This is a genomic window from Sphingomonas sp. GW821-FHT09B04 (assembly GCF_059418285.1).
In genome coordinates this window covers 127,985-140,715 of sequence record NZ_JBWKPO010000006.1, presented here as the reverse complement: position 1 = coordinate 140,715, position 12,731 = coordinate 127,985, and the positions used below count along the sequence as shown (strand labels likewise).

At 66.3% G+C, this 12,731-nt stretch carries 10 protein-coding genes; 5 read left to right on the top strand and 5 right to left on the bottom strand.

Annotated elements, in window-relative coordinates:
- Nucleotides 1-40 precede the first annotated feature (40 nt).
- Both clpB and AC07NK_RS18685 read right to left on the bottom strand, forming a co-directional pair.
- Nucleotides 41-2,620 (bottom strand): ATP-dependent chaperone ClpB, encoded by a 2,580-nt coding sequence (gene clpB / locus AC07NK_RS18690; RefSeq protein WP_495172128.1) that lies wholly within the window; start codon nt 2,618-2,620, stop codon nt 41-43.
- A gap of 133 nt (nt 2,621-2,753) precedes the next feature.
- On the bottom strand, nt 2,754-4,415 hold the full coding sequence (locus AC07NK_RS18685) for a M28 family metallopeptidase (RefSeq protein WP_495172127.1): 1,662 nt from the start codon (nt 4,413-4,415) through the stop codon (nt 2,754-2,756).
- 119 nt (nt 4,416-4,534) lie between these two features.
- On the opposite strand from AC07NK_RS18685, the gene AC07NK_RS18680 reads away from it, so the two are divergent.
- Together AC07NK_RS18680 and AC07NK_RS18675 are read left to right on the top strand one after the other, a co-directional pair.
- Nucleotides 4,535-7,360: a M16 family metallopeptidase gene (locus tag AC07NK_RS18680; protein ID WP_495172126.1), complete on the top strand. Its 2,826-nt coding sequence runs from the start codon at nt 4,535-4,537 to the stop codon at nt 7,358-7,360.
- 30 nt (nt 7,361-7,390) lie between these two features.
- The gene (locus tag AC07NK_RS18675; RefSeq protein WP_495172125.1) at nt 7,391-7,687 is read left to right on the top strand and encodes a hypothetical protein; all 297 of its coding nucleotides are present in this window, start codon (nt 7,391-7,393) and stop codon (nt 7,685-7,687) included.
- Between the two features lie 66 nt (nt 7,688-7,753).
- Here AC07NK_RS18675 and AC07NK_RS18670 read toward each other — a convergent pair whose 3' ends face one another.
- A complete protein-coding gene (locus tag AC07NK_RS18670) occupies nt 7,754-8,467 on the bottom strand; it encodes an FMN-dependent NADH-azoreductase (RefSeq protein ID WP_495172124.1) in 714 nt (237 codons plus the stop codon).
- A 102-nt stretch (nt 8,468-8,569) separates the two neighbouring features.
- Here AC07NK_RS18670 and AC07NK_RS18665 point away from each other — a divergent pair, with 102 nt between their 5' ends.
- Entirely contained in the window at nt 8,570-9,454 is an 885-nt protein-coding gene (locus tag AC07NK_RS18665; protein WP_495172123.1) for a LysR substrate-binding domain-containing protein, read from the top strand.
- Nucleotides 9,455-9,460: 6 nt separating this feature from the next.
- Here AC07NK_RS18665 and AC07NK_RS18660 read toward each other — a convergent pair whose 3' ends face one another.
- Nucleotides 9,461-10,528 (bottom strand): 5-(carboxyamino)imidazole ribonucleotide synthase, encoded by a 1,068-nt coding sequence (locus AC07NK_RS18660; protein WP_495172122.1) that lies wholly within the window; start codon nt 10,526-10,528, stop codon nt 9,461-9,463.
- A gap of 21 nt (nt 10,529-10,549) precedes the next feature.
- A complete protein-coding gene (gene purE, locus AC07NK_RS18655; protein WP_495172121.1) occupies nt 10,550-11,035 on the bottom strand; it encodes a 5-(carboxyamino)imidazole ribonucleotide mutase in 486 nt (161 codons plus the stop codon).
- A 127-nt stretch (nt 11,036-11,162) separates the two neighbouring features.
- On the opposite strand from purE, the gene ada reads away from it, so the two are divergent.
- A complete protein-coding gene (gene ada / locus AC07NK_RS18650; protein WP_495172120.1) occupies nt 11,163-12,197 on the top strand; it encodes a bifunctional DNA-binding transcriptional regulator/O6-methylguanine-DNA methyltransferase Ada in 1,035 nt (344 codons plus the stop codon).
- The gene (locus AC07NK_RS18645) at nt 12,194-12,661 is read left to right on the top strand and encodes a DUF1203 domain-containing protein (protein WP_495172119.1); all 468 of its coding nucleotides are present in this window, start codon (nt 12,194-12,196) and stop codon (nt 12,659-12,661) included. The genes ada and AC07NK_RS18645 overlap by 4 nt, the downstream gene beginning before the upstream one ends.
- Nucleotides 12,662-12,731: the final 70 nt, after the last annotated feature.

Below are 12,731 nucleotides of genomic sequence, written 5' to 3'. Positions count from 1 at the left end.
CAAAGGAGGAGAACGCGCAAGTCCCCGGCCAGAACAGGTATCAGGCGGGAGTCAGTATTAGTTCGCCATCGCCTTCGCCGACCTTGACGGTACTGCCGTCCTTTACGTCGCCACGCAGGATCGCGTCGGCGAGCGGGTCCTGCAAATAGCGCTGAACCGCGCGCTTCAGAGGCCGCGCGCCATAGACCGGATCGTAGCCGACACGGCCCAGCCAGTCGCGCGCCTCCGGCGTCAGGTCGAGCGTGATCTTGCGATCGGCGAGCAGCTTGCCGAGTCGCGCGACCTGAATGTCGACGATCGGCGCCATCTCGCTGCGGCCGAGGCGGTGGAACAATACGATCTCGTCGAGCCGGTTGAGGAATTCGGGCCGGAAATGCCCGCGGACCACCTCCATCACCTGCGGCTCGACCGAGGCGACGTCCTGCCCCTCGTCGAGCTGGGTCAGGAACTGGCTGCCGAGGTTCGAGGTCAGCACGATGATCGTGTTGGTGAAATCGACCGTGCGGCCCTGACCGTCGGTCAGCCGGCCGTCGTCGAGCACCTGAAGCAGGATGTTGAAGACATCGCCATGCGCCTTCTCGACCTCGTCGAACAAGACGACCTGATAGGGGCGGCGGCGGACGGCTTCGGTGAGCACGCCGCCTTCCTCATAGCCGACATAGCCGGGAGGGGCGCCGATCAGACGGGCGACCGAGTGCTTTTCCATGAACTCGCTCATGTCGATGCGCACCATCGCTGCGTCGTCGTCGAACAGGAATCCGGCGAGCGCCTTGGTCAGCTCGGTCTTGCCGACGCCGGTCGGGCCGAGGAACAGGAACGAGCCGAGCGGGCGGTTGGGGTCCTGAAGTCCCGCGCGGCTGCGGCGTACCGCGGTCGAGACCGCCTTCACCGCTGCCTGCTGACCGATCACGCGCTTGCCGAGCGTCGCTTCCATCGCGAGCAGCTTCTCGCGCTCGCCTTCCAGCATCCGGTCGACCGGGATGCCGGTCCAGCGGCTGACCACCGCGGCGATATCGTCGGAAGTGACCTCCTCGCGCAGCATCGCCGGGCCGGCTGAAGCCTGCGCTTCCTCCAGCTTCTTGGTCAGCTCGGGGAGCGTGCCGTAATTGAGCTCGGCCATCTTGGCCAAGTCGCCCGCGCGCTGCGCCTGCTCAAGCTCCAGCCTGGCATGTTCCAGCTGCTCCTTGATCTTCGCTTCGCCCGCGATCTTGTCCTTCTCAGCCTGCCAGCGTTGGGTCAGCTCGGCCGATTGCTGCTCGAGATTGGCGAGCTCGCCCTCAAGGGCCGCGAGCCGGTCCTGCGATGCGGCGTCGGTTTCCTTCTTCAGCGCCTCGCGCTCGATCTTGAGCTGGATGATACGGCGGTCGAGCGTTTCGATCTCTTCGGGCTTGCTCTCCACCTCCATGCGGATGCGCGAAGCGGCCTCGTCCATCAGGTCGATCGCCTTGTCGGGCAGGAAACGGTCGGAGATGTAGCGGTTGGACAGCGTTGCGGCGGAAACCAGCGCGCTGTCGGTGATGCGCACGCCATGGTGCAGCTCGTACTTCTCCTTGAGGCCGCGCAGGATCGAGATCGTGTCCTCGACCGTCGGCTCGCCGACGAATACCGGCTGGAAGCGCCGCTGGAGTGCGGGGTCCTTTTCGACATGCTTGCGATATTCGTCGAGCGTGGTCGCACCGATGCAGTGCAGCTCGCCGCGGGCGAGTGCGGGCTTGAGCAGGTTGCCGGCGTCCATCGCGCCCTCGCCCTTGCCCGCGCCGATCAGCGTATGCATCTCGTCGATGAACAGGATGATGTGGCCCTCGGCGCCCTTCACCTCGTCGAGCACGCCCTTGAGGCGCTCCTCGAACTCGCCACGATATTTGGCGCCCGCGATCAGGCTGCCCATGTCGAGCGACATCAGCGCGCGACCCTTGAGCGTATCGGGCACGTCGCCATTGGCGATGCGCAGCGCGAGGCCCTCGGCGATCGCGGTCTTGCCGACGCCGGGGTCGCCGATCAGCACCGGATTGTTCTTGGTGCGGCGCGCGAGGATCTGAATGGTGCGGCGGATCTCCTCGTCGCGGCCGATCACGGGATCAAGCTTACCGTCCCGCGCAGCTTGCGTCAGGTCGCGCGCGAACTTCTTGAGCGCGTCGTAGCGATCCTCGGCGCCCGCGGTGTCGGCGCTGCGGCCGCCGGTCAGCTGGTTGATCGCGGCGTTGAGCGTATCGGGCTTCACCCCCGCAGCAGCGAGCGCGCGGCCGGCATTGGTGGTGGTGGCGAGGAGCAATGCCTGCAGCATCCGCTGGACGCTGACGAAGCTGTCGCCCGCCTTTGTCGCGATCTGCTCGGCGGAATCGAGGAGGCGGACGGAATCATTGTCGAGGCCCGGCGCCTGCTGCGCACCGCCGCCGGTAACTGCCGGGATGCGCGAAAGCGCGGTGTCGACCTCGCTCGCCGCGCGCCGGGCGTCGCCGCCGGCAGCCTGAATCAGGCCCGCGGCCATGCCCTGCTCGTCCTCGAGCAGTGCCTTCAGGATATGTTCGGGGCTGATCCGCTGATGGTTGAGCCGGATCGCGACGGTCTGCGCCGACTGGAGGAAGCCCTTGGCGCGATCGGTGAATTTTTCGAGGTTCATGCGTGTCCCTGTCGTCTTTCATGGCGCGAGATGGTGTTGCATTTTCGCAACACAAGCCTCGCGCGCAGAAAACTGCATGGGACGATGCTGCCGCACCGCCGGGGCCGGAACAAGCCCACCCCGGCGGATAGGCTTATTTGGCCTTCGGCTTGGCGGGCGCGGGGGCCTTGGGCGTGCCCCTGGCGAAAGTGTCGCCGAAGAAGTCGCCGGCGTACCAGCGCGGCGCCTCGGCCCCGTCGGCGATTTCGCGTGCGATCAGATAGTTGATCTTGGCGAACTTGGCGCCGGCCTGCCAGTTAAAGGCCTGGCTCATATCATCGTTGGGGCGGTGATAGGTCTTGGTCAGGAAGCCCATGAACTTCTCACGCCCTTCGCCCGCGAAGCCGGTCGCGAGCATGATCGAAGGGACGCCCTCGACGACGAAGCTGTAATGATCGGAGCGGGTGAAGATGCCTTGCTCTGGCATCGGATCGGGCGAGACCCTGATCCCCGCCTTTGCCACCGCACGATCGGCGATCGGGCCAAGCGTCGAATGCTCGCCGCCGAACGCGATCACGTCGGTGAAGTCATAGGTCAGAACGGGCATGTCGAGATTGACCACGCCTGCGACGCGCCCGCCCGCGGGCACCAGCGGATGCTTGGCGAGGTATTGCGAGCCGAGCAGCCCGTCTTCCTCGGCGGTGACCGCGGCGAAGACCACGGTGCGCTTCGGCTTCTCCGTGCCCTCGGAAAAGGCGCGCGCGACCTCGAGCATCGTCGCGATGCCCGCAGCATTGTCCATTGCGCCGTTATAGATTTTGTCGCCTTCTAGCTTGGGATCGACGCCATCATGGTCGAGATGCGCGGTGATCATCACCACTTCCTTCGCCAGCGCCGGGTCCGAGCCGGGGATGACGCCGAGGACGTTGGAGCTGGTGATTTTCTCGACGTCGCTGTGGCGTTCGATGCGCACCGGCGCCTTGAGCGCGAAGCCGTGCGGCATCGCGCCCTTCTTCGCCGCAGCGTCGAGCACGCGGGTGAGGTTCATCGGTGCACTGGCGAACAGTGCTTCGGCCGCGGGGCCGTGCGCATAGGCGGTGGCGCGGATTGCGGGCGCCGAGGACCAGGGCTTGCCGTCGGTGCCGATCCACACGTAACGCGACGATGCGGCAAAGCCGGCCAGCCGCTTCCATGGGGTGCTGGCGAGTGAGGCGCGGGTCGGGACGGTGACGACGCCGATCGCGCCGCGGCGCTCAGCCATGCGCGTCTTTTCCGAGCTCAGATGCGCGGCGATCTCGCTCGATGTCCGCCCTTCGGGCACGCCCGCGAGCAGCACGACGATCTTGCCGCGGACGTCGATCCCCGAATAATCGTCAAAGCCGTGCGCGGGGGAGTCGAGGCCGTAGCCGACGAATGCGGCGGATGCCTCAAGCAACTGGTCGGGTTCGCGCGCATTCGCGGTCATCATCACGTCGACGCCATTCTGGAAGACGGTGCCGCCGATGGTGATGGTCGCGGGTGCGTCCTTCCTGAATTTCGCGCGGGCGAAGTCGATCGGCTGGTACCAGCCCTTATTCCCGCCCGGCTTGAGGCCGAGCGCGTCGAAGCGGCTGGCGACGTAGAGCGCGGCGATGTCATAGCCGCGGGTGCCCGCATCGCGACCCTCGAGCAGGTCGTCGGCCAGGAACTCGACATGAGCGCGGACCTGGTCGGGTGAGAAGGCGGGTTCGTCGGCGGTGGTCTGGGCGGCTGCGGTTTGGACAGCAAACGGAGAGGCGGCCGCGAGCAACGCGGCTGCAAAGAGTTTGTAGTGCATATATTCCCCTATGATCCGCCAAGCCTAGCCAAAGCGGGTCCGCTGACAAGCCCGTTGCGTGCCGAGGTTGGGGGACTATGCTGGTTTCCATCGAAACCAGTTTCCGGAAAGCCCCTTCCATGAAGCCAGCCTTTGCCACCCTGACCGCGCTTGCGGTTGTCCTCAGCGCGCCTGCCTATGCCCGGCAGACGCCCGCGCCGGTCGCCGTCGCCGACCTCGTGAAGCGCGTGGACATTCCGTACGAGGAGTTCCGGTTAGCCAACGGCCTGCGCGTGGTCGTGCATACCGACCGCAAGGCGCCGGTGGTGGGCGTTGCGGTGTGGTACAATGTCGGGTCGAAGCACGAGCCCAAGGGCAAGACCGGCTTTGCGCATCTGTTCGAGCATCTGATGTTCAACGGGTCGGAGAATTCGCCGGGTGAGTTCTTCGAGCCGCTCAAGGAAGTGGGTGCGACCGACTATAACGGTACGACCAATTCGGACCGGACCAACTACTTCCAGACCGTGCCGCGCGCGGCGCTGGATCGCGCGCTGTTCCTTGAGAGCGACCGGATGGGATATCTGCTCGGTGCGGTGACGCAGGGCAAGCTCGACGAGCAGCGCGGCGTCGTCCAGAATGAGAAGCGCCAGGGCGACACCCAGCCCTATGGCCTGATGCGCTACAAGATGATCGAAGGTCTGTTCCCGGTGGGGCATCCCTATCATCACTCGACCATCGGTTCGATGGCCGACCTCGACGCCGCCAGCCTCGACGACGTCAAGAACTGGTTCCGCCAATATTATGGCCCGAACAACGCGGTGCTGGTGCTGGCGGGCGATATCGACGCCGCAAGCGCCAAACCGCTGGTCGAGAAATATTTTGGTGCGATCCCCAAAGGCGCGCAGACCAGTGATCCGAAGGTCGATGTGCCGACGCTGGCCGCGGCCAAGGCGGAAGTGATGAAGGATCGCGTCGCGGTCACCCGCCTGTATCGCATGTGGGCGGTGCCGGGGATGCGCGACAAGGATTCGACCGTGCTCGATATCGCCACTGGCGTGCTTGGTGGGCTCGCCAGCTCGCGGCTCGACAATGCGCTGGTCAAGCAGGAGAAGCTTGCGGTCAATGTGGGTGCGGGCAACCAGAGCCTGGCGCAGGCGGGGATGGTGATCATCTCTTTGGATGTCCGTCCAGGGGTCGATCCCGCGGTGGCGGGCAAGCGACTCGACGAACTGATCGCCGACTACCTCAGGAACGGCCCGACCAACGAGGAGCTGGAGCGCTACAAGACACGCACCGCGTCCTCGCGGATCCGTGGCCTTGAGTCGGTGGGCGGCTTTGGCGGCAAGGCGGTGACGCTGGCGTCGGGCGCGCTCTACATGAACGATCCGGGCTTCTACAAAAAGCAGCTCGCCGATCTCGCCGCGGTGACGCCGGCGCAGGCACGCGACGTTGCGGCCAAATGGCTGTCGCGCCCCGCCTATTCGCTGACGGTCGAGCCGGGCGCGCGCGAGGCCTATGCCGAGGCCGGAGCGCCCGCGAAGAAGCCGGCGGTGGCCGAGACGCCGTTCAAGGGCACGCGCGGTGCGCTGCCTGCGGTGGCCGAGGTCAAGGACATCGACTTTCCGGCGGTGACGCGCACCCGGCTGTCGAACGGGATCGAGCTGGTCTATGCCCAGCGCGACGCGGTGCCGGTGACGCAGGCGGTGATGAGCTTCGACGCAGGCGTCGCGTCGGACGTGCCGACCGCGCTCGGCACCGAGAGCATGACGCTGGCACTGCTCGAAGAGGGGACCGCGACGCGCAACTCGATCGCCATCGCCGAGGCGCAGGAGCGGCTGGGCGCGGGGGTCAGCACGGGCAGTAGCGCCGATCGCGCCTATGTCTCGATGTTCACGCCAAGTCCGAACCTTGCCGGTTCGATCGAGCTGATGGCCGACATCACCCGCAAGCCGGCCTTCCCGGCCGCCGAGATCGAGCGGGTACGCGGCCAGATGCTGGCGGGAATCAAGCAGATCAAGTCGAACCCGTCGGGGCTTGCGCAGATGGCGATGCCGGCGCTGCTCTACGGCAAGGAGTCCCCCTATGCGAAGATGGCCGCGATCGGCGGTGACGAGGATGCCGTCAAGGCGCTGACCCGCGACGATCTGGTCGGCTATTACAAGGCTTGGATTCGTCCGGAAAAGGCGAAGATCTTCGTCGTCTCTGACCGTCCGCTCGCCGAGATCAAGGCGGCGTTCGAGAGCCGCTTCGGCGACTGGAAGGGCGAGGGCGCGCCGGGCACCAAGGTGTTCGCGGCGAAGGCGGTGCAGACCGCGCCGAAGATTCTGCTGATCGACCGGCCGGACTCGCCCCAGTCCCTGATCTATGCCGCGCAGATGACGCCGGTGGATCCGTTCGCCGATTCGATCGCGCTCGGCACCGCGAGCGAAGTGCTGGGTGGCGACTTTCTGTCGCGCATCAACATGAACCTGCGCGAGGATAAGAGCTGGTCCTATGGCGTGCGCGGCGCGGTCGCGCGGATGGAGCATGCGGTGCCCTTCACCATCTCCGCACCCGTCCAGGCCGACAAGACCGGTCCGGCGATCGTCGAGATCCAGAAGGAAGTCGGCGACTATCTGAGCAGCAAGGGCGTGACGCAGACCGAGTTCGACCGGTCGGTGATCAGCAGCGTGCGCAAGATGGCGGGGCAGTATGAGACTGCCGGCGCGGTGCTGGGGGCGATGCAGTCGAACGACTTCATGCGCCGTCCCGACGATTATCAGGACGGACTCGCGAAAAAATATCGTGCGCTCACCATTCCGCAGGTTGACGCTGCGGCACGCGGAGCAATCGACCCGAAACGCTTCATCTGGGTGGTTGTGGGCGACGCGTCCAAGGTCCGGGCACAGCTTGACAGCCTTGGCCTGCCTGTCGAGGTGGTGAAGCCCGAGTCCGTTGGTGTCGCTGCTAAGGCCGCCGCGAACTGAGGGCTGAATCGAATCACAGGAGAGACGAGCATGGCGAATGTTGATGGCACCTGGGATACCGTGACCCATTCCCCGATGGGCGACCAGAAGGCGACGCTGACCGTGAACAGCGACGGCGACAGCTTCACCGGCACCTATGCCGGCGCGATGGGCACCACCGATGTCAGCGGCAAGGTCGACGGCGACAAGCTGAGCTGGGCGGTCGATATCACCGTGCCGATGCCGATGACGCTGACCATCGAAGCGACGGTCGACGGCGACGCGATCAAGGGATCGGTCACCGCCGGCGCGTTCGGCAGCTTCCCGCTGGAAGGCAACCGCGTCTGAGGCGCGGATGATCCGTTGAGATGAAGAGGCTCGCTTCCCGTGAGGGAGGCGGGCCTTTTTCGTGCCTCACGCGGCCTGAGCAGTTGCTGATGCCTCCGTGGCGAGCCGATCTGCAAGAGTGGCGGTCCGGGCTTCCGCGCTGGCGATCGATGCGGCCAGTCGATCGTCGTTGAACTCGTCATATTCGATCGCGACAGCCTCATGCCGGTCGATCCCGATATAGCCGAGCGGGATGGTGAGGCTGGCCTCGACCAGATTGATGTCGGCGAGCCTTTCGCCGGGATCGTAGCCATAGTCGCCGCGTGCGCCGAGGATCACCAGCTGCTTGCCGCCGGTCAGCATCGGCCAATAGGGGATGTCGCCCCGCGCACGGTCGAAGCCGAAGGTCACGCCTACCCGCACGACATTGTCGATCCACGCCTTGAGCGGGGCGGGGATTCCGAAATTATACATCGGCGCGCCGATGACGATCAGGTCCGCGGCGATGAGCTCGGCGGTGAGTTCGTCGCTCTCGGCCAGGGTTGCGCGCTGGGCTGCGTCGCGGCGGTCAGGCTTGGTGAAGGCTGCGGCGACCCAGTCTCCGGTTACCGGCGCCGGCGGATTGGCGCCGACGTCGCGATAGGTGATCGCATCGTGCGGGCGTGCAGCTTGCCAGCTCTCGATGAAGCGCGCGGTTAGCCGGCGCGTATGCGAGCCGCGCGGTTCGCGACCGGAACGGCCCGGCCGGGCGCTGGAATCGATCCACAGAAGGTTGCGCACAGTGGAGTCGGTCGGGTGCATGATGCTATCCTGTTCATCTGGTGACCACGAATAACTGGGGCTTGATTAGTCTCAGGACCAATGCGAATTGCTCAACTTATGGATGAGGTCAGTTCACCCATAGTGCGCGCACGCCGCTTGCCACCGCTGGCCGCGCTTCGGGCATTCGAGGCGGCCGCGCGTCATTTGAGTTTTCGCGAGGCGGCGGTCGAGCTGGCAGTGACGCCGACTGCGATCAGCCACCAGATCCGCCTGCTCGAGCAGACGTTGGGGACAGCACTGTTCGTGCGACGTACGCGGCGGGTTGCGCTGACCGAGGCTGGCCAGCGGCTCTTCCCGACCCTGCGCGACGGATTCGACGCGTTTGCGCACACGATCGCGACTCTGGTGCCGAAACATGCCCGCCCGGCGGTGACGTTGAGCGCGACGACTCAGTTCACCTCGCGCCGCCTGCTGCCGGCGGTCCCGGCGTTCAACGTCCGGCATCCGGAGATCGACCTGCGGCTGCATGCGTCGGAGGAGCCGGTCGATATCGCGGCCGGAGCAGCGGACATCGCCATACGCTATGGCGGCGAGATCGGCGCCGGGCTGCAATCGGAACCGTTGCTCGCCGAGCGGTTCGGCCTGTTGTGCAGCCCGATGCTCGGTCTGACCGGTCCAGAGGACCTGCGCCGGGTTCCGTTGCTACATACCGACTGGCTGCGCGAGACCACGCCCGGCTGGGACCGTTGGGCGAAGATGGCCGGGATCACGGGACTGAAGCTCGATCAGGGCGCGCGCTTCACCAATGGCGATCACGCGATACAGGCGGCGATTGCCGGGCAGGGCGCGATCATTGCCAGTCTGGTTCTGGCGGAAGAGGAAGTACGCGCGGGTCTGCTCGTCCAGCCCTTCGGGCCGGTGATCGAGGGCATCTACTATCAGCTCGTCACGCGGGCGGAGCCGCTTCGCCCCGAGGTTGCGGTGGTGATCGACTGGCTGCGCGAGGAGGTCACGCGGCCACGGTAAATGGCGCTAGCGCCGTACGCGGGTGACGTGGCCCATCTTGCGGCCGGGGCGAGCCTCATGCTTGCCGTAGAGATGGAGGTGCGCGTTGCCCTCGGCGAGCAAGGCGGGCCAGCTATCGGCCTGATCGCCGATGAGGTTATCCATCTCGACCGAGGTTCCGGTGAGCGCCGTCGAGCCGAGCGGCAGGCCGCAGATGGCGCGGATATGATTCTCGAACTGCGAGGTGACCGCGCCTTCGATCGTCCAGTGGCCGCTATTATGGACGCGTGGAGCCATTTCGTTGAACACCGGGCCTTCGGTGGTCGCGAAGAATTCGCAGGTGAGCACACCGACATAGTCGAGTGCGTGAGCGAGCTTTTCAGCGAGCGCCACGGCCGCGCCGGTCTGCGCCTGCACGGAATCCGGGGCGGGGACGGTCGAGGTGGCGAGGATGCCGTCGCAGTGGACATTGTGTGGCGCAGGGTAATGGACGGTCGAGCCGTCGATCCCGCGGACCAGCATGATCGAGAATTCGTGCGTGAAGGTGACGAAGCCCTCGAGGATCGAGGGCTGGCCCGCCACCGTTTCCCATGCGCTCGCCACGTCGCCGGAGGCCATCAGGCGCGCCTGACCCTTGCCGTCATAGCCGAACATCGAGGTCTTGAGGATCGAGGGCACGCCGACTGCGGCGACGGCGGCTTCCAGTTCGGCGAGGCTGGTGGCTTCACGGAACGGCGCGGTGGTGCCGCCCTGCTCGCGAACGAAGTTCTTTTCGTTCGGGCGGGCACGCGAGATGTCGAGTGCGCGGCTTCCCGGACGGACCGGCGCGATCGGCGTCAGGTGCGCGATGCACTGCGGATCGACATTCTCGAACTCGTAGGTGATCACGTCGACGGCATTGGCAAAGGCGGTCAGCCGTTCGGCATCGTCATAGCTACCTTGCGTGAACGCCGACGCGACGTCGCAGGCAGGGCCGGTTTCAGGCGCGTAGACATGACAGCGATAGCCGAGTTGCGCCGCGGCGACGGAAAGCATCCGGCCGAGCTGACCGCTGCCGAGGATGCCGATGGTGCTGCCGGGGGGAATCGCGGTCATTGGGCTCCGGATATTCGAGGGTTATTCGGGGTCGTTGGCGACGCTGTCGGTCTGGCGCGCACGCCATGCCTTGAGGCGCTCGGCGAGCGCGGCGTCGGAGGTGGCGAGGATCGCGGCGGCGAGCAGACCGGCGTTGATCGCCCCCGCCTTGCCGATCGCGAGCGTGCCGACGGGGATGCCGCCGGGCATCTGGGCGATCGAGAGCAGGCTGTCCATGCCCTTCAGCGCCTTCGATTCGACCGGCACGCCGAGCACGGGAAGGTGCGTCATCGACGCCGCCATCCCGGGCAGATGCGCCGCGCCGCCTGCGCCTGCGATCACCACCTTCAGCCCGCGGCCATCCGCGCCGGTGGCATAGTCGTAGAGCCGTTGGGGGGTGCGGTGGGCCGAGACGACCTTGGTTTCATGTGGCACGCCAAGTTCGGCGAGCACGTCGGCGGCGTGGCGCATCGTCTCCCAATCGGAGGTGCTGCCCATGATGATGCCAACCAGAGGTGCGTCCGCCATTCCATGCCCCTGCATTGCGGGAAAGCGTCCCCCTAGAGAGACGCGCGCTTCGCATCAAGCTTTGCCAATCATGTTTGGACGCAAGTGCCGGGAAGCAGGGCTTGCGGCGCACACCTATATCGGCACCATGAGCAAGATGATCTCCGACGAAGAAGCCTGGGAAGCGTTCCAGCGCCGCGACCGCGCCTATGACGGGCGGGTGATCGCGGGCGTGTTGACCACCGGCATCTATTGCAAGCCGAGCTGTGCGGCGCGGCATCCCAAGCGGCAGAATGTGGTGTTCTTCCCCGATGTCGAGGCTGCGCGCGCCACCGGCCTGCGCGCCTGCCTGCGCTGCAAGCCCGATGAGATCGGGCGCGAGCGGATCGCGGTGGCTCAGGCGGTGGCGTTGCTGGAGGGCGCTGAGGATCCGGTGACGCTCGACGCGCTGGCGGGCCATGTCGGTTATGCCCCGCATCATTTCCAGCGACTGTTCAAGCGCGCGACCGGGGTGACCCCGGCGGCCTATGCTCGCTCTCTGCGTGCACGCCGTGCCGCCGAAGCGCTGACGGCCGAGGATAATGTCACCAGCGCGATCTATGAGGCGGGCTATTCGGCGCCCAGCCGTTTCTATGAAACGAGCAACGCGCGGCTGGGCATGACGCCGAGCGCCTGGCGCAATGGCGGGGCGGGGGTGACGATCCGCTGGACCGTCGCCGATACCAGTCTCGGGCCGCTGCTGGTCGCGGCGACCGACAAAGGATTGTGCCGGGTCGCGTTCGACGAGGACAGCCTGAGCCTCGCCACACGCTTTCCGCGTGCCGAGATCGTGCCGGGCGGCGCGGCGCTGGCCGAACTGGCGGTGCGGGTGGTGGCTGAAGTCGAGCAGCCGGGCCGCCATGCCGACCTGCCGATCGATGTGCGCGGGACCGCGTTTCAGGAAGCGGTGTGGCAGGCGTTACGCACGATCCCGAGCGGCGAAACGATGAGCTATGCCCAGCTTGCCATCGCCGCGGGCAGCCCGGGCGCAGTGCGCGCGGCCGGAACGGCGTGCGGGGCGAACAATGTCGCGGTCATCATCCCGTGCCACCGCGTGCAACGCGGCGACGGCAGCATCGGCGGCTATGCCTATGGCGTCGATCGCAAGAAGGTGTTGCGGCGGCGCGAAGGGGTGGCGGAATGAGCTATGTGATCTCGGGCATCGACCCCGCACCGTTCCGGCATCTCTATGGCCTGACGGACGCCGAGCTGGCCGCGCAGGGTGTCGTGCGGATGATCGCCGATGCCAAGCCCGGCTATCCGTGCCGAGTGACATTGGAGGATGCCGAGCCGGGCGACGCGGTGCTGCTGGTCAATCACGAGCATCTGCCTGTCGACACGCCTTACCGCTCGCGTCATGCGATCTTCGTGGCAGACGGTGCAGAGCAGGCGGCGCGCTGCGAAGGTGCGATCCCGGAGCAGTTGCGCATCCGCCTGTTGTCGGTTCGCGCCTTCGATGCAGACGGCATGATGATCGATGCCGAGGTGCTCGAAGGCTCCGGGCTGGAGGCCGAGATCGCACGGATGTTCGCCGATCCGCGCGCGGCCTATCTTCATGTGCACAATGCACGCCGCGGCTGTTTCGCCGCGCGGGTGGATCGCGCGTGAGGCGACAACTCGCCGGCTTGCAGCTATCGCCGAACTGGTGCTGCGGCGGCGCGAAGGGGTGAAGGACTAG

Coding starts and splice junctions, on each gene's coding strand:
- clpB (WP_495172128.1), bottom strand. CDS start 2,620: ATGAACCTCGAAAAATTCACCGATCGCGCCAAGGGCTTCCTCCAGTCG.
- AC07NK_RS18685 (WP_495172127.1), bottom strand. CDS start 4,415: ATGCACTACAAACTCTTTGCAGCCGCGTTGCTCGCGGCCGCCTCTCCG.
- AC07NK_RS18680 (WP_495172126.1), top strand. CDS start 4,535: ATGAAGCCAGCCTTTGCCACCCTGACCGCGCTTGCGGTTGTCCTCAGC.
- AC07NK_RS18675 (WP_495172125.1), top strand. CDS start 7,391: ATGGCGAATGTTGATGGCACCTGGGATACCGTGACCCATTCCCCGATG.
- AC07NK_RS18670 (WP_495172124.1), bottom strand. CDS start 8,467: ATGCACCCGACCGACTCCACTGTGCGCAACCTTCTGTGGATCGATTCC.
- AC07NK_RS18660 (WP_495172122.1), bottom strand. CDS start 10,528: ATGACCGCGATTCCCCCCGGCAGCACCATCGGCATCCTCGGCAGCGGT.
- purE (WP_495172121.1), bottom strand. CDS start 11,035: ATGGCGGACGCACCTCTGGTTGGCATCATCATGGGCAGCACCTCCGAT.
- ada (WP_495172120.1), top strand. CDS start 11,163: ATGAGCAAGATGATCTCCGACGAAGAAGCCTGGGAAGCGTTCCAGCGC.
- AC07NK_RS18645 (WP_495172119.1), top strand. CDS start 12,194: ATGAGCTATGTGATCTCGGGCATCGACCCCGCACCGTTCCGGCATCTC.